General features: G+C 65.7%; 18 protein-coding genes. 12 read left to right on the forward strand and 6 right to left on the reverse strand.

Translation table 11 applies throughout. The annotated features are described in order from the left end of the window. Positions 1-24: 24 nt before the first annotated feature. The 6 genes from paaD to LX70_RS18885 form a co-directional block, all read right to left on the reverse strand. Positions 25-540, reverse strand: a complete 516-nt coding sequence (gene paaD, locus LX70_RS18860; protein WP_105516344.1) for a 1,2-phenylacetyl-CoA epoxidase subunit PaaD — start codon at positions 538-540, stop codon at positions 25-27. Between the two features lie 4 nt (positions 541-544). Further along, positions 545-1336 carry a 1,2-phenylacetyl-CoA epoxidase subunit PaaC gene (paaC, locus tag LX70_RS18865; RefSeq protein WP_105516345.1) on the reverse strand — a complete coding sequence of 264 codons (792 nt, stop codon included), beginning with the start codon at positions 1334-1336 and terminating at the stop codon, positions 545-547. Continuing rightward, entirely contained in the window at positions 1336-1620 is a 285-nt protein-coding gene (gene paaB / locus LX70_RS18870) for a 1,2-phenylacetyl-CoA epoxidase subunit PaaB (protein WP_105516376.1), read from the reverse strand. Before paaB ends, paaC begins: the two co-directional genes overlap by 1 nt. 53 nt (positions 1621-1673) lie before the next feature. Next, positions 1674-2666 carry a 1,2-phenylacetyl-CoA epoxidase subunit PaaA gene (gene paaA / locus LX70_RS18875; protein WP_105516346.1) on the reverse strand — a complete coding sequence of 331 codons (993 nt, stop codon included), beginning with the start codon at positions 2664-2666 and terminating at the stop codon, positions 1674-1676. Between the two features lie 17 nt (positions 2667-2683). Further along, positions 2684-3889, reverse strand: a complete 1206-nt coding sequence (gene pcaF / locus LX70_RS18880; protein ID WP_105516347.1) for a 3-oxoadipyl-CoA thiolase — start codon at positions 3887-3889, stop codon at positions 2684-2686. A gap of 164 nt (positions 3890-4053) precedes the next feature. Continuing rightward, entirely contained in the window at positions 4054-4878 is an 825-nt protein-coding gene (locus LX70_RS18885) for a PaaX family transcriptional regulator C-terminal domain-containing protein (RefSeq protein WP_105516348.1), read from the reverse strand. 274 nt (positions 4879-5152) lie between these two features. On the opposite strand from LX70_RS18885, the gene LX70_RS18890 reads away from it, so the two are divergent. From LX70_RS18890 to LX70_RS18945, 12 genes are all read left to right on the forward strand, one after another. Continuing rightward, positions 5153-6247 (forward strand): transporter substrate-binding protein, encoded by a 1095-nt coding sequence (locus tag LX70_RS18890; protein ID WP_105516349.1) that lies wholly within the window; start codon positions 5153-5155, stop codon positions 6245-6247. Next, on the forward strand, positions 6244-6846 hold the full coding sequence (locus tag LX70_RS18895; RefSeq protein ID WP_105516350.1) for an ANTAR domain-containing response regulator: 603 nt from the start codon (positions 6244-6246) through the stop codon (positions 6844-6846). Before LX70_RS18890 ends, LX70_RS18895 begins: the two co-directional genes overlap by 4 nt. Continuing rightward, the gene (locus LX70_RS18900) at positions 6839-7720 is read left to right on the forward strand and encodes an ABC transporter permease (protein WP_105516377.1); all 882 of its coding nucleotides are present in this window, start codon (positions 6839-6841) and stop codon (positions 7718-7720) included. The genes LX70_RS18895 and LX70_RS18900 overlap by 8 nt, the downstream gene beginning before the upstream one ends. Continuing rightward, positions 7720-8640: an ABC transporter permease gene (locus LX70_RS18905; RefSeq protein WP_105516351.1), complete on the forward strand. Its 921-nt coding sequence runs from the start codon at positions 7720-7722 to the stop codon at positions 8638-8640. The genes LX70_RS18900 and LX70_RS18905 overlap by 1 nt, the downstream gene beginning before the upstream one ends. Before the next feature lie 48 nt (positions 8641-8688). Beyond that, complete coding sequence (locus LX70_RS18910; protein ID WP_105516352.1) at positions 8689-10308, forward strand: ABC transporter substrate-binding protein; 1620 nt, start codon at positions 8689-8691, stop codon at positions 10306-10308. 4 nt (positions 10309-10312) lie between these two features. Beyond that, positions 10313-11272: an acetamidase/formamidase family protein gene (locus LX70_RS18915; protein ID WP_105516353.1), complete on the forward strand. Its 960-nt coding sequence runs from the start codon at positions 10313-10315 to the stop codon at positions 11270-11272. Then, complete coding sequence (locus tag LX70_RS18920; protein ID WP_105516354.1) at positions 11269-13083, forward strand: ABC transporter ATP-binding protein; 1815 nt, start codon at positions 11269-11271, stop codon at positions 13081-13083. The genes LX70_RS18915 and LX70_RS18920 overlap by 4 nt, the downstream gene beginning before the upstream one ends. Before the next feature lie 43 nt (positions 13084-13126). Next, on the forward strand, positions 13127-14065 hold the full coding sequence (locus tag LX70_RS18925; protein WP_105516355.1) for an ABC transporter permease: 939 nt from the start codon (positions 13127-13129) through the stop codon (positions 14063-14065). Continuing rightward, positions 14062-14904, forward strand: a complete 843-nt coding sequence (locus LX70_RS18930; protein ID WP_105516356.1) for an ABC transporter permease — start codon at positions 14062-14064, stop codon at positions 14902-14904. Before LX70_RS18925 ends, LX70_RS18930 begins: the two co-directional genes overlap by 4 nt. Continuing rightward, positions 14901-16556, forward strand: a complete 1656-nt coding sequence (locus LX70_RS18935; protein WP_105516357.1) for a dipeptide ABC transporter ATP-binding protein — start codon at positions 14901-14903, stop codon at positions 16554-16556. The genes LX70_RS18930 and LX70_RS18935 overlap by 4 nt, the downstream gene beginning before the upstream one ends. Continuing rightward, complete coding sequence (locus LX70_RS18940) at positions 16553-18067, forward strand: ABC transporter substrate-binding protein (RefSeq protein ID WP_105516358.1); 1515 nt, start codon at positions 16553-16555, stop codon at positions 18065-18067. The genes LX70_RS18935 and LX70_RS18940 overlap by 4 nt, the downstream gene beginning before the upstream one ends. Positions 18068-18130: 63 nt before the next feature. Further along, on the forward strand, positions 18131-19690 hold the full coding sequence (locus LX70_RS18945) for a D-aminopeptidase (RefSeq protein ID WP_105516359.1): 1560 nt from the start codon (positions 18131-18133) through the stop codon (positions 19688-19690). The last annotated feature ends 14 nt before the right edge of the window (positions 19691-19704 follow it).

A 19704-nucleotide genomic window follows, 5' to 3' on the forward strand; every position in this document is an offset into this window, starting at 1 on the left:
CGTTCCTGTCAGGTCGGGGCATCGTCAGATGCATTTGAAGTAGTCGAAGGGCTCAAGGCAGTCCTTGCAGCGATAGCTTGCCTTGCACGGGGTCGAGCCGAACTGGCTGATCTTCTCGGTATGGGTCGATCCGCAGCGCGGGCAGGCGATGGTCAGGTTCGTGCGCCCCGAAAGCCGCGCGACACGTCCGGCGAGAACACCATCGGCGGCGGTGCCGTCGACAGGTGGCGCGATGCCATAGGCGCGCAGCTTCTCGCGCCCGTCCGCCGTCACCCAATCCGTCGTCCAGGGCGGCGAGAGACGGCGTTCCAGCCGCAGCTTCTCGATCCCCCGCTCGCGCAGCGCCGCCTCGATGTCGAGGTTGATCACGCTCGTCGCCGGGCAGCCGGAATAGGTCGGCGTCACGGTGACGACCAGGGTATCGCCCTGCCACTCGACATCGCGGATGATGCCCAGATCGGTCAGGCTGATGACCGGGATCTCCGGGTCGGGTACCTCCGACAGCCAGTCCCAGACCTGTTCTACACGCGCGGCCGACATGGCGTCACCAGGTCGCATCCGGGTAGGCGCGTTGCAGGAACTGCATCTCGGCCAGAATATAGCCCAGATGTTCCGAATGAACGCCCTGCTTGCCACCCCCCGTCCGGCCGACCCCGTGCTGCCAGGTCTGTCCCGGCATGTCGAGTGTCGCTTCGGCGAGGACGGCATCGACCGTCGCCTCCCACGCGGCACGAAGGCTTGACGGCAGGGGCGCGATCCCTGCCTCGGCCATCGCACGGTCCACGTCGTCATCGGCGAAAAGCTCACCCGTATAGGGCCAGAGCGCCGTCAGCGCCGCCGCCATCCGGGCGTGACTTTCCCCGGTTCCGTCACCAAGCCGGATCACCAGATCGGCCGAGCGTTCCAGGTGATAGGCCGCTTCCTTCTCGGCCTTCGCCGCGATCTCCGCGACCCGCGTATCGGAGGACTCCTTGAGCGCGCGCAGAAGCTCGATATGGAAGGCGTCGAACAGGAACTGGCGCATCAGCGTATGGCCAAAATCGCCATTGGGACGTTCCAGAAGCAGCGCGTTGCGAAACGCCGCCGCGTCGCGCCGATAGGCGAGGTGATCGGCGGTATTGCCCTTGCCCTCCACCTCGGCCGCATATTCAAGCCAGAGCGCGCATTGCCCGATCAGGTCAAGCGCCTGGTTGGCCAGCGCGATATCCTCTTCCAGCACAGGCGAATGCCCGCACCATTCCGACACCCGGTGGCCAAGGATGAGCGCGTTGTCGCCAACCCGTTCCAGCCACTCCAAAAATGCGGCCTTGTCGGCCGCTTTCACCGCGGCGCCCATCACATATGCCCCACTTCTTCGGGAATGTCGAAGAAGGTCGGATGACGATAGACCTTGCTGTTCGACGGCTCGAACAGCGGACCCTTGTCCGAGGGCGCCGATGCGGTGATGTCGTTCGACTTCACCACCCAGATCGAAACGCCCTCATTGCGGCGGGTATAGACGTCGCGGGCATTGCGGATCGCCATCTCGGCGTCCGGCGCGTGCAGGCTGCCCACATGACGATGGTTAAGGCCGTGCTGACCACGGATGAAGACTTCCCAAAGGGGCCATTCACTGGACATGAGTTCCTCCCAGAAAAGAGATTTGGCGGTGACGGGCCGACCGGCCCGCCGGATCATTCTGCGGCGACGGCTGTGCGCGCGGCGTGCTTTTCGGCATGGGCCATCAGCCCGTCGCGGAACCAGGCGCCGTCCTCCCAGGCCTTGACCCTTGCGCCAAGGCGTTCCTCGTTGCACGGGCCGTTGCCCGCGATCACCTCGAAGAACTCCGACCAGTCGGGTTCCGAAAAATCGTAGCCGCCCTTCTCCTCGTTCCATGCGAGGTTGTCGTCGGGGATGGTCAGGCCAAGGTATTTTGCCTGCGGAACCGTCTGGTCGACGAATTTCTGCCGCAGCTCGTCATTGGTGTTGATCTTGATCTTCCACTGCATCGACTGCGCGGAATGGACCGAGTCCTTGTCGGACGGGCCGAACATCATCAGCGCCGGATACCAGAAGCGGTTCATCGCATCCTGCGCCATGGCCTTCTGCGCATCCGTCCCCTTCAGGCACATCTTCAGAAGGATGTCGTAGCCCTGGCGCTGGTGAAAGCTCTCTTCCTTGCAGATGCGGATCATCGCACGGCTGTAGGGACCGTAGGAGGTTTTCTGCAACTGCACCTGGTTCATGATCGCGGCGCCATCGACCAGCCAGCCCACCGCGCCGATATCGGCCCAATTCAGGGTCGGATAGTTGAAGATCGACGAATATTTCATCTTGCCCGAATGCAGCAGCGCCAGCAGGTCGTCACGGCTGACCCCAAGCGTCTCGGCCGCGGAATACAGGTAAAGCCCGTGCCCCGCCTCATCCTGCACCTTGGCAAGCAGGATCGCCTTACGCTCAAGCGTCGGCGCGCGGGTGATCCAGTTGCCTTCAGGCAACTGACCCACGATCTCGGAATGCGCGTGCTGCCCGATCTGGCGGATCAGCGTCTTGCGATAGGCCTCCGGCATCCACTCCTTCGGCTCGATCTTCTCGCCCCGGTCGATGCGGTCCTGAAAGGCGATCTCTTCGGGCGACATCTCCTCGCGCGATTTCATCCCCTCGGATTTGACCATCTGTGCATACATGGCGGCTCCTCCCCTGCTCAGACGCGTTCGATGATGATCGCGATGCCCTGCCCCACCCCGATGCACATCGTGCAAAGCGCATAGCGCCCGCCTGTGCGGTGAAGCTGATACATCGCGGTGGTGACAAGCCTGGCCCCCGACATGCCAAGCGGATGGCCAAGCGCGATCGCGCCGCCATTCGGGTTCACATGGGCCGCGTCGTCGGGCAGGCCGAGATCACGCAGCGTGGCAAGCGACTGGCTCGCGAAGGCCTCGTTCAGTTCGATGACATCCATCTGGCCGATGGTCATACCCGCGCGCGCCAACACCTTCTTTGCCGCCGGCGCCGGGCCGATGCCCATGATCCGCGGCTCGACCCCGGCCGCCGCCATCGCGATGATGCGCGCCCTGGGCGTCAGTCCGTGCCGTTCCGCCGCCGCGCCCGACAGGATCGCAAGCGCCGCGGCGCCATCGTTGACGCCGCTCGCATTGCCCGCCGTGACCGACAGGTCCGGGCCGTTCACGCCCTTCAGCTTCGCCAGCGTTTCCGCCGTCGTGCCGGGGCGCGGATGTTCGTCGGTATCGACGACGACAGGGGCGCCCTTGCGCTGCGGGATCGTCACCGGAACGATCTCATCGGCGAAGACCCCGGCCGCCTGCGCCGCGGCCCAACGGGTCTGGCTGCGGGCGGCGAAGGCATCCTGATCGGCGCGCGAGATGTTGAAATCGGCCGCCACGTTGTCGGCCGTCTGCGGCATGGAATCGGTACCGAACCCGGCCTTCATCTTCGGATTGACGAAGCGCCAGCCGATCGTCGTGTCATAAACCGCGTTGGCCCGCGAAAAGGCCGCATCGGCCTTCGGCATCACGAAGGGCGCGCGGCTCATGCTTTCGACACCGCCCGCGATGACGAAATCGCAGTCGCCCGCCTTGATCGCCCGCGCCGCCATGCCGACAGCGTCCATACCCGACCCGCAAAGCCGGTTCACCGTCGTGCCGGGAACGCCGATCGGCAGGCCTGCCAGCAGCACCGCCATCCGGCCGACGTTGCGATTGTCCTCGCCCGCCTGGTTGGCACAGCCGTAGATCAGGTCATCGACCGCCGACCAGTCCACGCCGGGATTGCGCTCCATCAGCGCCTTCAGGGGGATCGCAGCAAGATCGTCCGCCCGGACCGAGGCCAGCGCCCCGCCGTAACGGCCAATGGGCGTGCGCACCGCGTCACAGATGAAGGCGTCCTGCATGCCATTCCTCCCTTGTGAAATTCGGGGTGGCCGATGATTCTCCCAATTCATAGACCGACTGGTCGGTTTATATATTCTGTAACATCACAAGAAAAGCAAAAAATAGCCGCCTCGTGTGATGTTTTGTTGCGCCCATGTTCACACCCCGCAAATCAGTGCGTGTCTCACGACAGGCTTTGAAGGCGTCCGATGCTGATCGGGGTCTGGTCCGGCAACCTGCCCCCGGCACCTTCGAACCGCGCCCCGATCCAGCCTTCGGCAGGCGGCGTCAGGCGCAAGTATAGCATACGGAAAAGGCTGCGAGCGGCATGTCCCTTCCAGTCGGGCGGAAGCGCCACCGCTGGCAATCTCGGGTCGCGCAACACCACGCCGCGGAACGCATGCACAAGAAGAAGCCGCAGCACCAAGGAGCATTCGTCAGAAAGCCGGCCCGCCGCGGCGACAGGGCTGAATCGTGACAGGAAATCCGCATATCTCGCGTCAAGCGCGGTCAGGTCCCAGAACTGCGCGACCTGCGCGACATCCGCCGGGTCGTCCGCGTGAAAGCACATGGCCCCGTCGGGCGGCGTCTGGCCGCGATCAGGGCGAATGAAGACGGAACCGCCCATATGCCCCATCCGCTGCCGCCAGGCATCGTCCGGCGAAAGCCCCGGCGCATGAAGGATCTGCCAGCCGGAACCGGGAACCTCAGGCGCGTAAAGCAATCCGGCCGCCTGATCGAACTCGCGCTGCGCCGAGGCATCAAGCCGGTAATAGCTGTGCCGCCCGACCCGCTCTCCGCGAAGCCGGTTCGCGGCGACGAGGCGCGAGACGGCCGTGCGCACCAGGGATTCGTTGATGCCGACCCGATCGCAAATCTCGATCAGCGTCCCGGTCCAAAGAACGCCGCCGCGCGGCACGACCACGTCGCCATAGATCGTGACGATGAAAGACGCCGCCCTGACGTCCAGGTCCTTCAGAACCGCCGTGACAAGTGGTTCTTCCGCCATGACCTGCCCCCGCTGCTCAATGTTCTCATGCGATGATGAATGGCAATAAGGCATGGAACAGGGTTGCGCCACAAAGGATCGCCCCGCAGGTTCCCCGCCGCACCGGAAGGGCCTTGATCTTCCCGCCATCCAGAAATGTTTGCGACGGAACCCTTGACCGATGGGCCATCAGGCCTTCTGATAGGCGGCACATATCTGGCAGTCAGGCCCCGATTCCCGATGCGCGCAACGGCGTGGCGACGGGAATGCGGGGCTTTCTTGCTTTTGGGGTGGTATGAAACGGCGCATTGACCTTGGGCTTCTCTATTCCCGCTACGGCAGCTACTCGCTGATGTCCGAGGCGTGCCGGACCGGCGTGTTGACCGCCGTGGCCGAGGTGAACGGCGATCCGGCGATGGACATCCGCTTTGTCCCGGTCGAACGCGACCCCGGCGGCAATATCGACCGTTATGCCCCCCTTTGCGATGAGATCCTGAACGAAAGCGGCGCCCGGCACGTCCTGGGCTGCGTCACCTCCTGGAGCCGGAAAGAGGTCATCCCGACGCTGGAACGGGCGCGCGCGACGCTTTGGTATGTCGTCCCCTATGAGGGGTTCGAGGCCTCGGACCATGTCGTCTACACCCATGCCTGCCCGAACCAGCACCTTCTGCCGCTTCTGGGCTGGACCTTCGGCCAATACGGCAAGCGCGGCTATCTGACCGGGTCGAACTACATCTGGGGCTGGGAGATGAACCGCCTTGCCCGCGAGGTCATCACCGAGGCTGGCGGCGAAGTCATGGGCGAACGCTACCTGCCCATCGGGTCAACCGACATCCGCCGGATGATCGAGGAGATCCGCGCCGCGCGGCCGGATTTCATCCTCAACAACCTGATCGGCCAGACACAGTACCTGTTCCTTCAGGCCTATGCGGACCTTGGGCGCGAGGACCCGCATTTCGGCCCCGCGACCTGCCCCATCCTGTCCTGCAACCTGACCGAATGCGAACTGCCCGCCATCGGCCCCGCCGCCGAAGGGCTGATCGCGGCGGGTCCCTATTTCCGCGGCGGCACGGATGGCGCGCAGCCGGGGCGCTTCGGCTCCTCGCATGAGGCGGCAGGCCATGCGGCGGTCTGGATGCTGGCGCGGCTTCTCAACCAGCAGCCGGGGGCCGAAACGCTGCCCGTCTCGGCACTTCTTGCCAACCACGGCACCGCCGAAACCGGTATCGACCCGCGCACGCATCACACCGTCCTGCCGGTCCTGATCGGCCAGGTGCATGACGGCCGCTTCAAGGTCAGAAAGGATTTCGGCCGGGTGGCGGGCGATCCCTACCTGACACGCGGCCGCGATCACGCCATGGCCGCGCCGAAACTGCGGGTGGCGAAATGAAGCGCCGGATCCGCAGCCAGAACCTTGGTGGCGCGCGCGCGATCGTGCTGCACCGGCCCCACCCCACGGTTCAGGCGCTGGAACGCCAATTGGGCGCGATCGGCCTTGTGGTCGAACAACACTGGCCGGACCTGCCGCCCTCGGCCATTGCGGCGGATTTCATCTTCTTCGACGCCGATCTCGGCCATGATCAGCAATTCCCGTGGGAGGACGGCAATCCACCGATGCCGATGATCGCGTTGATCGGGTCCGAGGCACCCGGTCGGATCGAATGGGCGCTGAACGCGGGGGCGGATGCGCAGCTTCTCAAGCCCGTGGGCGATGGCGGAGCCTTCTCGGCCCTTCTGACCGCGCGCGCCGCCTTCGAGGCGCGCCAGGCGCTTGCCGATGAGATCGAGGCGCTGCGCCGAAGGCTCGATCAGCGCCAGACCGTCGTGCGGGCGGTCGCGATGATGATGAGCCTTGGCAAGACCGAGGATGAAGCCTATGGCCAGCTGCGCCAGATGGCCATGGCCTGGCGGATCAGCTTCGAGGCGGCAGCGGAACGGCTGGTCGCGGCGCAGGGCGGGCCGCGCGCGGTGGATGCGGCGGATGACTGACGCGGCTGTCCCCATCGCGCGCCCCGCGACGGCGCTGGCGCGGCTGATGCGGCGCAAGCTGGCGCTTATCGGCCTCGCGATCATCCTGATCGTCACGCTTGGCGCGGTTTTCGCACCCTGGATCGCCCCCTATTCGCCCGACGAACAGCTTTTCGACGGGCTGACGATCGAAGGCGCCCCCCTTGCGCCGAATGGCAGCTTCCTGTTCGGGACCGACCTTCTGGGCCGCGATCTTCTCAGCCGTATCCTGTACGGCGCGCGCACCTCGCTTATCATCGGGGTGGTGGCCAATGGTGCGGCGCTCATCATCGGCACGGTGATCGGGGTCACGGCGGGGTTTTTCCGGGGCTGGGTCGGCGCAATCCTGATGCGCTTTACCGACCTGATGATGGCCTTCCCGGCGCTTCTGCTGGCGATCTGCCTTGCCGCGATCTTCACGCCCTCGCTCTGGATCGTGGCCATGGTGATCGCGCTGGTGAACTGGGTCCAGACCGCGCGGGTGATCTTTACCGAAACCACGGCGCTGTCCGAGCGGGAGTTCATCGCCGCCGAACGCAGCCTTGGCGCCTCGACCCCGCGTATCCTCTTCCGTCATATCCTGCCGCATCTGGTGCCGATGATCATCGTCTGGGGGACACTCGGGATTTCGACCACCGTGCTGCTTGAGGCGACGCTCAGCTATCTTGGCGTGGGCGTGCAGCCGCCGACCCCAAGCTGGGGCAACATCATCTTCGAGAACCAGACCTATTTTCAGGCCGCGCCCTGGCTGGTCTTCATCCCCGGCGCGGCGATCCTGCTGCTGGCGCTGGCCTTCAACCTTGTGGGTGACGCGCTGCGCGACGTGCTGGACCCGACGCAGCGGGGGGCAGAGTGATGGTCGCCTACCTGATCCGCCGTCTTGTCGCCGCCTTCCTGATCCTTCTCGGCGTCGCCGCGATCACCTTCTTCCTGCTCTACGTCCTGCCTGCCGACCCGGTGCGCCAGATCGCGGGCCGGTCGGCCACCGCCCAGACGGTCGAGAACATCCGCCATCAGCTTGGCCTCGACCAGCCGTTCCTGGTGCAGTTCGGCCGCTATCTGGCGGGCCTGACACAGGGCGATCTTGGTCATTCCTACCTGCAAAAAACCGATGTCGGGACGCTGATCGGGGCGCGGCTGCCGGCCTCTCTTCTCCTGATGGCGGGCGGCATCTTCTGCGAACTGGTGATCGGGCTGACGCTGGGTGTCATCGCCGCGCTGCGCCGGGGGTCGGCGCTTGATCAGGGGCTGATGGTGGGCAGTTTCGTCGCCGTCTCGGCCCCGCAATTCGTCGTCGGTCTGCTGTTGCTTTACATCTTCGCCGTCAAGCTCGACTGGTTCCCGATCTCGGGCTATGGCAGCTTTTCCAACCTCGTCCTGCCGTCGGTCACGCTCGGCATTCTCGGATCGGGCTGGTACAGCCGGATGATGCGTTCGTCGATGATCGACGTCCTGCGCGCCGACTATATCCGCACCGCCCGCGCCAAGGGCCTTGGCCGCGCCCGCGTCGTGCTGCGCCATGCCCTGCCGAACGCGATCCTGCCCATCATCGCGATGATCGGGATCGACATCGGCATCTTCATGGGCGGCATCGTCGTGGTGGAAAGCGTCTTTGGCTGGCCCGGCATCGGCCAACTGGCCTGGCAGGCGATCCAGCGCGTCGACATCCCGATCATCATGGGCGTCACTCTTGTTTCCGCCACCGCGATCGTGCTGGGCAACCTTCTGGCCGACCTCATCACCCCGTTCATCGACCCACGCATCCGCTTGCGATGAACCCCGCCACCACAAACCAACAAGAACCGAACCAACAGGAGAGAGAACATGAAGAAATGGCTTGCCGGCACCGCGATTGCCCTGACGCTCGCGCTTCCCGCCGTCGCGCAGGATGACACCCTCGACCCGAACGCCAGACCGGGCGGCGGGATCATCATCACCTACAAGGACGATGTTGCCACGCTTGACCCCGCCATCGGCTACGACTGGCAGAACTGGTCGATGATCAAGTCGCTTTTCGACGGGCTGATGGACTATGCCCCCGGCACGACCGAACTGCGCCCCGGTCTGGCGGAAAGCTATGACCTGTCCGAAGACGGGCTGACCTACACCTTCCATCTGCGCCAGGGCGTCAAATTCCACAACGGACGCGAGATGACGGCAGATGACGTCAAATATTCGCTCGACCGGGTGACCGATCCCGCGACGCAATCGCCGGGCGCGGGGTTCTTCGGCTCCATCCTCGGCTATGACGCGGCTGCCGACGGCTCCGCCAAGGGGCTTGAGGGCGTGAAGGTCATCGACCCGGCGACGGTGCAGATCACCCTGTCGCGCCCCGACGCGACCTTCCTTCACGTCATGGCACTGAACTTCGCCTCGGTCGTGCCGCAAGAGGCGGTCGATGCCGCGGGCGGCGATTTCGGCAAGCAGCCCGTCGGGACCGGCGCCTTCAAGCTGGCCGACTGGACCATCGGGCAAAAGCTGGTCTTCGAGAAGAACGCCGATTACTGGCGCGAAGGCATCCCCTATCTCGACACCGTGACCTTCGAGGTCGGGCAAGAGCCGATCGTGGCGCTGCTGCGTCTCCAGAAGGGGGAGGTGGACGTCCCCGGCGACGGCATTCCGCCCGCGAAGTTCACCGAGGTGATGGGCGACCCGGCGCAGGCCGCGCGGGTCGTGGAAGGCGGCCAGCTTCACACCGGCTACATCACGCTGAACGTGACGACCCCGCCGCTCGACAAGCTTGAGGTGCGTCAGGCGATCAACATGGCGATCAACAAGGACCGCATCGTCCAGATCATCAACGGCCGCGCCAAGCCCGCGAACCAGCCGCTGCCACCGTCGATGCCGGGCTATTCGACCGATTACAAGGGCTACGCCTATGATGTCGAAGGCGCGAAGAAACTGCTGGCGGATGCGGGCCTCGCCGACGGGTTCGAGACCGAGCTTTACGTCATGAACACCGACCCGAACCCGCGCATCGCCCAGGCGATCCAGCAGGACCTGTCGGAAATCGGCATCAAGGCGTCGATCAAGTCGCTGGCCCAGGCCAATGTGATCGAGGCCGGCGGCGCCGGAACCGCGCCGATGATCTGGTCGGGCGGCATGGCCTGGATCGCGGACTTCCCCGATCCGTCGAACTTCTACGGCCCGATCCTTGGCTGCGCGGGCGCGGTCGAGGGCGGCTGGAACTGGTCGAAATACTGCAATGAGGCGGTCGATGCCGACGCGGTCAAGGCCGACAGCTTCAATGACCCCGCCGATCCCGCGCGCCTCGCGCTGTGGTCCGAGGTCTACCAGAAGGTCATGGAGGATGCCCCCTGGGTCCCGGTCTTCAACGAGGAGCGCTATACGATGAAATCCGAACGCATGGGCGGTGCGGATAACCTTTACGTCGATCCCGTCTCCATCCCCGTCAACTACGACTACGTCTACGTCACCGAGTAAGACCATGTGCAAGGCCTGCAACTACACGATCCACGCGGCGCAACACCATTTCGGCTGGGACAATTCCATCGCCCCGGTCGAAAGGGTCGCGCCAGGATCGACGATCCTTTTCAACTGTCATGACAGCTCTGCGGGCCAGCTTGGCCCGCGGTCCACGGTCGCCGATGTCACCGCGCTCGACTTCGGCAAGATCAACCCGGTCTCCGGCCCGATCTGGATCGAGGGGGCCGAACCCGGCGACGCGGTGAAGGTCACCTTCGAAAGCTTCGCCCCGCAGGCGCGCGACGGGCGAGGCTGGGGCTGGACGGCGAATATTCCGGGCTTCGGCCTGCTTGCCGACCAGTTCACCGAAGCGGCGCTGATCACCTGGTCCTTCGATCCCGGCACGATGGCGCCCGCCATGTGGTCGAAGGAGGGGCGCGTGCCGCTGAAGCCCTTCACCGGGACGATCGGCAATGCGCTGGCCGAACCGGGCGCACATTCCATCGTGCCGCCGCGCCGTGTCGGGGGCAACATGGACATCCGCGACCTCGCCGCCGGCGCAACGCTCTGGCTGCCGGTAGAGGTGGCGGGCGCGCTCTTCTCCGTCGGCGACACCCATGCGGCGCAGGGCGATGGCGAGGTTTGCGGAACCGCCATCGAAAGCCCGATGGACGTGGTGCTGACGCTTGACCTTGTGAAGGGCGCGAACCTGCCCCGGCCCCGGTTCGAAACCCCCGGCCCGGTCACCACGCACCTTGATGCCAAGGGCTATGAGGTGACGACGGGTATCGGGCCGGACCTGATGTCGGCGGCTCGCGACGCGGTGGCCTATATGGTCGATCACCTTTGCGCCACGCGCGGCATGACGGCGGTCGATGCCTATATGCTCGTCTCCACCTGTGGCGATCTTCGCATCTCGGAAATCGTCGACATGCCGAACTGGGTGGTCAGCTTCTATTTCCCGCGCGTCGTCTTCGAATGAGCGCTGCGGAGGATATACCGCCGGGGGCGGCCACCGCCCCTGACACCCCGGTCCTGTCGGTCGAGGGGCTGACCGTCTCGGTCCGCGCGAACGGCGCCGAACGACCGTTGGTGGAGGACCTGTCCTTCACCCTCAGGCGGGGCGAAACGCTGGCCATCGCGGGCGAAAGCGGGTCGGGCAAGTCGATCACCTCGCTGGCCATCATGGGCCTGTTGCCGCCGCCCGCCGTGCGCGCTTCGGCCGGGCGGGTGATCTTCGGGTCAAGCGACCTGCTCGCCCTTGGCGAGGCCGGGATGCGCCGCATCCGGGGCGACCGGATCGCGATGATCTTTCAGGAGCCGATGACCTCGCTGAACCCGGTGATGACCATCGGCGCGCAACTGGTCGAGGCGCTGCGCGAACATGAGGCGATATCAAGGGCCGAGGCGCGGGCGCAGGCGCTTGCCGCGCTGAAATCGGTCCGCATCGCCCAGCCGGAGCGGCGGCTTGACCAGTATCCGCACGAACTTTCCGGCGGCATGCGCCAGCGGGTTATGATCGCCATGGCGCTGGCGCTGAAACCCGACGTGCTGATCGCGGACGAACCCACGACCGCGCTTGACGTGACCGTGCAGCGCGAGGTGCTGGACCTTTTGCGCGATCTGCAACGCGACATGGGGACGGCGATCATCCTCATCACGCATGACATGGGCGTCGTGGCCGAAATGGCCGAACGGGTCATCGTGATGCGCAACGGCCGGATGGTCGAACAGGGCGCCGTCAGCCAGATCTTCGGCACCCCGCAAGAGGCCTATACGCAGGAACTTCTGGCCGCGGTGCCGCGCATGGGCGACGGCGCGACACGGCCCGGCCAACCCGCGTCAGACACCACCCCGCCCCCGGTCGCGCGTCTGGACCGGGTCGATGTGCGCTTTGACATCAGGGGCGGGCTTCTGGGCCGCGTTACCCACCGCGTCCATGCCGTCGAACATGTCAGCTTCGACATTCGCGCGGGCGAAACCTTCGCGCTTGTCGGCGAATCCGGTTGCGGCAAGTCCACCATCGCCCGCGCCATCGCGGGGCTTGTGCCGCATGAGGGTCATCTGGAAGTCGCGGGCCGGGTGCTGAAAGGGCTGGATGCCGCCGGGCGCAAGGCGATCCGGCGCGATGTCCAGATGGTGTTTCAGGACCCGATGGCAGCGCTTGACCCGCGGATGCGGGTCGGCGCGGCGGTGGCCGAACCGCTGGTGATCCACGGCATCGGCACCGAAGACGAACGCCGCGCCCGCGCCGCCGATCTGTTCGCCCGCGTCGGCCTGCCGCCGGAGGCGGTGGAGCGTTACCCGCACGAGTTTTCCGGCGGCCAGCGGCAACGGATCTGCATCGCCCGCGCGCTGGCGCTGAATCCCAAGCTCATCATCTGCGACGAAAGCACCTCGGCGCTGGATGTGTCGGTGCAGGCACGGGTCCTCGACCTGCTCGAAGCGCTGAAGCGCGAATTCGGCATCGCCTATCTCTTCATCAGTCACGACATGGCGGTGGTGGAAAACATCGCCGACCGCCTGGCCGTGATGTATCTTGGCCAGATCGTCGAGATGGGCAGCCGTGCCCAGATCTTCGGCAACCCCCAGCATCCCTATACCCGCCGCCTGATCGAGGCGGTTCCGGTCCCGGACCCCGGCCATGTCCGCGCCCCCGCCCCCCGCCTGTCCGGCGAGGTGCCAAGCCCGATCCACCCCGTCGGCAGCGGCCCCCGTCGCCTTGACCTTTGCGACATCGGCGGTGGGCATCTGGTGGCCGGGGACAGGGCGGCCAAGGAGGCCGCGGCATGACAGGGCGAAGCCTTCCAGCCTCTGACCCGACGGGAGCGTTCTGATGCGCCGTTACCGTTTCGTCCTCTTCCGCCCGTTTCAGTTCATCCCGGTCCTGTTCGGCATCTCGATCATCACCTTCATCCTCGTCCGGCTGATCCCCGGCGATCCCGCCCGCATCCTGCTGGGTACGCGCGCGACCCCGACCGCCATCGCCAACATCCGCGCCCAGTACGGCCTCGATGAGCCGATGTGGGTGCAGTACCTCTATTTCCTGAAGAACCTCGCCGCGGGCGAGATGGGCAAGTCGACGCTGTACAAGATCGACACGCTGAAACTGATCGTCACGCGGATCGAACCGACGCTGGCGCTGGTGGTCGCGGGGGTGGTGCTGGCGCTGGTGATCGCAGTTCCCTTCGCCGCGATTTCGGCGCGGCGGCAGGGGACGGCGGCGGATCACGCGATCCGCATCGTCTCAACCGCCGGGATCGGCTTTCCCTCCTTCTGGCTGGGGGCGATGCTGATCATCCTCTTCGCCGTGCGGCTCGACTGGCTGCCGGTCTCGGGCTATGGCAACAGCCTTGGCGACAAGCTTTTGCACCTGATCCTGCCCGGCCTGACCATTGCGCTTTCTCTCTCGGCGGTGATCGCCCGGTCGCTGCGCGCCGGGATGATCGCGGGGCTGTCCTCTGACGTGGCGGTGGCGGCGCGGGCGCGCGGGATGCCCGAAAGCGTGGTCTTCTGGCGCCATGTCGTGCCAAACGCGCTGGTGCCGACGGTGAACCTTCTGGCGGTCAATATCGGCTGGCTGATCGGCGGCACGGTCGTGGTCGAAAGCGTCTTCGCGGTGCCGGGTCTGGGGCAGCTTATGGTCCGGGGCATCTTCAGCCGCGACTACATGGTGGTGCAGGGCGTGGCGCTGACCTTCGCGGTGGCGACGGTCCTTATCAACTTCCTCGCCGATATCGTCACCGTCGCGCTGGACCCGAGGGTGGAGCTATGAGCGCGATCCCCCTCTCCCCCCGCTGGAGCGCGCGGTTCGGGCGCCAGCCGATGCTGTTGACGGGGCTGGCGATCCTTGGCGCCTTCGTTGCGATGGCGCTTCTCGCCCCCCTCATCGCCCCCTATGACCCGATCTATCAGGACGCCGCCGTCAAGCTGCAACCGCCCTCGCTCGCGCATCCGTTCGGCACCGACAATTTCGGCCGCGACGTGCTGTCCCGCGTGATCTGGGGCGCGCGGATCGACCTTCAGATCGCGGTGATCGGGGTGATCTTTCCTTTCCTGATCGGTACCGCCATCGGCACCATGGCGGGCTTTTTCGGCGGCTGGGTCGATGCGCTGTTCATGCGCATCATCGACGTGGTTCTGGCCTTTCCCTTCCTCGTCCTGATGCTGTCGATCATCGCCATCCTCGGCCCCGGTCTGGGCAGTTTCTACATCGCCATGGCGCTGGTCGGCTGGGTCAGCTACGCGCGCCTGATCCGGGCGCAGATCCTTGTCCTGAAGACACAGGATTTCGCCGTCGCGGCCGCGAGCCTGGGCTTTTCGCGCCTGCGGATCATGTTCCGCCATCTGCTTCCGAATGCGCTGGCGGGCTCTCTCGTCTTTGTCATGTCGGACGCGGTGCTGGTCCTCCTGAACGGCGCCGCGATCAGCTATCTTGGACTTGGCGTGCAGCCCCCCGTCGCGGAGTGGGGCGTGATGGTTGCCGAGGCGCAGGGCTTTATCACACAGGCCTGGTGGATCACGCTGTTCCCCGGCCTTGCCATCGTGACGCTGGCCTTCGGCTTTTCGCTGACCGGCGACGCGCTGGCCGACCTTCTGGGGGTGCATGAATGACCGCGCATCTCGACATCGACGGGCTTTCGGTCACCTTCCGGGATCATGATGAGGAGCGGCCGCTGCTTGAAGACGTCTCGCTGTCGCTGACGCGCGGAGAGATCCTTGGGCTGGTGGGGGAAAGCGGGTCGGGCAAAAGCCTGCTGTGCCGCACGGTGATCGGCCTGATGCCCTCGCGCAAGCTCTATGTCACCGGGGGCAGCGTCCGGCTTGACGGGACAGAGATCCTTGGCCGCGACATGGGCGCCATCCGGGGCCGACGGATCGGGATGATCTTTCAGAACCCGACAAGCCATCTCGACCCCGTGATGACAATCGGCAACCAGATCCGCGAAGGGCTGAGCCGTCACAAGGGCCTTGACGATCGCACTGCGAAGGCCGAGGCGATCGCCCTTCTCACGCAGGTCGGCTTCCCCGACCCGCCGCGTGCCTTCGCCTCCTACGCGCACCAGTTTTCCGGCGGCATGCGCCAGCGCGCGATGATCGCCGTTGCCCTTGCCTGCGACCCCGAAATCCTGATCGCGGATGAACCGACCACGGCGCTTGACGTGACGGTGCAGGCCCAGATCCTGCGCCTGTTGATGGAGCTGCGCGACCGGCGCGGGCTGTCGATCATCCTCATCACCCACGACCTTGGCGTCGTGGCCCAGACCTGCGACCGGATCGCGGTCATGCGTCACGGCAAGGTGGTGGAGACGGGTGAGAAACGCGCGCTGCTGGCCGATCCGCAGCATCCCTACACAAGCGAACTCATCGCCTCGCACCCTTCGATGCCGCATCCCGAGGATACAGTCACCGCCCACCCGCATGACCGGAGCCCGGTTTTCGAGATCGACGATCTGGATGTCAGCTTTCCGGTCGGCGGCGGTTTCCTGACCGGAAAGCGCGAGGTCCGCGCGGTCAAGGGCGTCAGCCTGCGCATCTGGCCGGGGGAAACGGTGGGCATCGTCGGGGAAAGCGGATCAGGCAAAAGCACGCTTGCCCGCGCGATGCTGGGTCTGACGCGGGTCAGCGCGGGCGAGATCACCTTTGACGGCAAGGTGCTGACGAAAGAGCGGGACAAAACGCTCAGGGCCTTGCGCAGCGATGCGGCGATGGTGTTTCAGGACCCGTTCAATTCGCTCAACCCGCGCCTGACCATCGGCCAGACCCTGGCCGAGGTCCTGAAGACGCAAGGCGAAACGCCGCCCGACCAGATCCCCGCACGGATCGGCGACCTCCTCGACCTCGTGGGGCTGGATCGCGGCTTTGCCAGACGCCGCCCCCGCAGCCTGTCGGGCGGGCAGTGCCAGCGGGCCGGGATCGCGCGGGCGCTGGCGGTCAATCCGCGCGTCATCATCGCCGACGAATGCGTCGCGGCGCTGGACGTGACGATCCAGGCGCAGATCGTCGACCTGTTCCGCGACCTGACGGCGCGCACCGGGCTGACGCTGGTCTTCATCGCCCATGACCTCGCCATCGTCCGCAACCTCTGCGAGCGGGTGATCGTCATGCATCATGGCGAGGTCGTCGAGGACGGGCCGTCGGCCCGCGTCTTCCACCGGCCCGAACGCCCCTACACCGCCGCACTGATCGCGGCCATTCCCGACATAAACCCGGATCGCCCCCTCAACGGCGGCCAACCCTTAACCCGACAGGAGTATGCGACATGATGAAAAACCTCACCCGCGCGGCCATCCTTGGGCTCGCCATGACAACCGGGCTTGTCTCCATCGCCGAGGCGCAGGGCGTGCTGACCATCGGCCGGCGCGAGGACAGTTCCACCTTCGACCCGATCGCCACGGCGCAAAACATCGACTTCTGGGTGTTTTCCAACGTCTTCGACGTGCTGGTGCGCGTGGACAACGCCGGCCAGAAACTGCTGCCCGGCCTTGCCGAAAGCTGGGACGTGTCGGACGACGCGCTGACCTATACGTTCCACCTGCGCGACGCGAAATTCTCGGACGGTACGCCAGTCACATCCGAGGATGTCGCCTATTCGCTGACCCGCATCCGCGACAGCGAACTGTCGCTCTGGTCGGACAGCTACAAGATCATCAAGGACATGCAGACACCGGACGCCGCGACCCTGGTCGTCACCCTCGACGGCCCCTCGGCACCGTTCCTGTCGACCCTTGCCATGCCCGGCGCCTCGATCATCTCGAAGGCGGCGATGGAAAGCATGGGGGAAGAGGCGTTTGCCGAAAAGCCCGTCGGTTCGGGCGCCTTCACCGTGGACGAATGGCGCCGCGGTGACCGGGTGATCCTGAAGAAGAACCCCAATTACTGGGATGCCGCCAATGTCAGCCTCGACGGGGTCGAATGGATCTCCATGCCCGACGACAACACGCGGATGCTGGCCGTGCAGGCGGGCGAGCTTGACGCCGCGATCTACGTCCCCTTCTCGCGCGTGGCCGAGCTGAAGCAGGACGCGAACCTGACCGTAGTCGTCGATCCCTCGACCCGCGAGGATCACCTGCTGATGAACCAGGAACACGCGCCGCTGGACAACGTGAAGGTGCGCGAGGCGATCGACTATGCCATCGACAAGGCCGCGATCGTCGACACCGTGACCTTCGGCATCGGCGAGGTGGCGAATTCCTACATTCCGAAGGGCGCGCTTTATCACAGCGACGACAACGGCGCGCGCGGCTTCGACCCGGAAAAGGCCAAGGCGCTTCTGGCCGAGGCGGCCGCCGGGGAGATCAGCCTCGACTATGTCGTGAACGCCGGGAACGAGGTTGATGAGCAGATCGCCATCCTGCTGCAACAGCAACTGGGCAATGTCGGGATCACCCTCAACCTTCAGAAGATGGACCCGAGCCAGACCTGGGACATGCTGATCAACGGCGAATACGATCTGTCGGTGATGTACTGGACCAACGACATCCTCGACCCCGACCAGAAGACGACCTTCGTCCTGGGCCATGACGTCAACATGAACTACATGACCCGCTACCAGAACGACGAGGTCAAGCAACTGGTCGCCGACGCCCGGCTTGAGATGGACCCGGCAAAGCGCGAGGCGATGTATGCGCAGATCCAGAAGCTCGCCAAGGCCGATGTCCACTGGATCGACCTCTACTACAGCCCCTACATCAGCGTGACCCGCAAGGGGGTTGAGAACTTCGGCCAGAACCCGCTGGGGCGCTTCTTCCTGGAAGAGACGAAAAAAACCTACTGAGCAGCGCGCGGTGGCCCCCTTCGCGGGCCGCCGCCTTCCCCCTGTCTTGAGAGGATATGCGAGATGACCGAGATCGACCTTCCCGCGCTTGAAACCGCGCTCGATGCGCTGCCCAAGCGCCACCCCGGCCCCGGCGGCGTCGCCGGCGTCGTCAAGGACGGCAAGGTGGTCGCGACCCGCGCCTGGGGCTATGCGAACCTTGATACCGCCGCGCCGATGACGGCCGCGACGCGGTTGCCGATCTGCTCGATCTCGAAGCAGTTCACCTGTCAGGTGCTGCTGGCCTCGGTCGACGATCCCGCGCGGCTGGATGGCCGGATCGCGGATTTCCTGCCGAACTTCACCGGCCCCTTGCCCAGCCTGCGCCAGCTTTGCGACAACCAGTCGGGCCTGCGCGACTACTGGGCGCTGACCGTGCTGCAAGGAGGCAAGGCGGAGCAGGTCTTCGCGCGCGAGGATGCGCTGCCGCTGATCGCGCGGATGAAGACCGGGCATTTTCCGCCCGGCACCGCCTATTCCTACTGCAACTGCAACTATCGCATCGTCTCGGAACTGATCGAGGCAGAGACGGGCGAGGATCTCGAAACCCTCTACCGCCGCCATGTCTGGGGTCCGGCGGGGATGAAGACCGCTGTCCTGACCTCGGACACCCGTTATCCCGAGGATGGCGTGGTGGGCTATGAAGGCAGCGATGCGACGGGCTTCTTCCCGGCCGACAATGCGATCTTCTGGATCGGGGACGCGGGGATTTCCGCCTCTCTCGACGACATGCTGGCCTATGAACGCTGGATCGACGCCACCCGCGACGATGAAAGCAGCCTGTACCGCCGCGTCTCCGTCCCGCCAACCTATGCCGACGGGTCACCCGCGACCTATGGCTATGGCCTCGCCCGGCATGAGGTCGCGGGGCATGACTTCACCGGCCACGCCGGGGCGCTGCGCGGCTTTCGGGCGCAACGCCTGAACGCGCGCGACGCCCGCCTGTCGGTGGTGGTGATCTTCAACCACGAAGGCGACACCTACGGCGCGGCGCAGGGCCTGATTGAGGCGGCACTTGGCTACAAGGCGCCTGAACCCGCGCCGATCCCCGACGGCTGGGACGGCCAGTGGCTTGCCGATGACGGCCTGCTGGTCCAGATCGCAAGCGGCCGCCGCAGCGCGACGCTGGCCTATGCGACCGGGGGAGAGACGGTCACGCTGGCGCCCGACGGCACGCTGGGCGCCCCCGGCGCGATCCTTTCGCGCCAGGGTGACGCGCTGAGCATGTCGCGCCCGCGCGACAACACCGCGCCGAAGCTGACCCCCTTGTCAGCCACGGAGACGGGCGACGGCATCGAAATTGCGGGCCGGTACACGTCCGCCGAACTCGGTGCCGATATGGTCATCGAGGCCAGGGACGGCGCCGCCTTTGCCCGCTTCGAGGGCCTGCTTGGGCAAGGCCGGATGGAGCGGATGGAACCCGCGGGCAAGGATGTCTGGGCCGTCGCCACCCGACGCTCGATGGACGCCCCGGCGCCCGGCGACTGGACAGCGATCATCCGGCGCGACGGGACGGGCAAGGCCAAGGGCCTGACCCTTGGCTGCTGGCTCGCCCGCGGGGTAGAGTATGTAAGGCGCGATTAGACAACCCGGTCGGG

Origin of the sequence: Albidovulum denitrificans (assembly GCF_002973535.1) — a bacterium.
GTDB lineage: Bacteria > Pseudomonadota > Alphaproteobacteria > Rhodobacterales > Rhodobacteraceae > Albidovulum > Albidovulum denitrificans.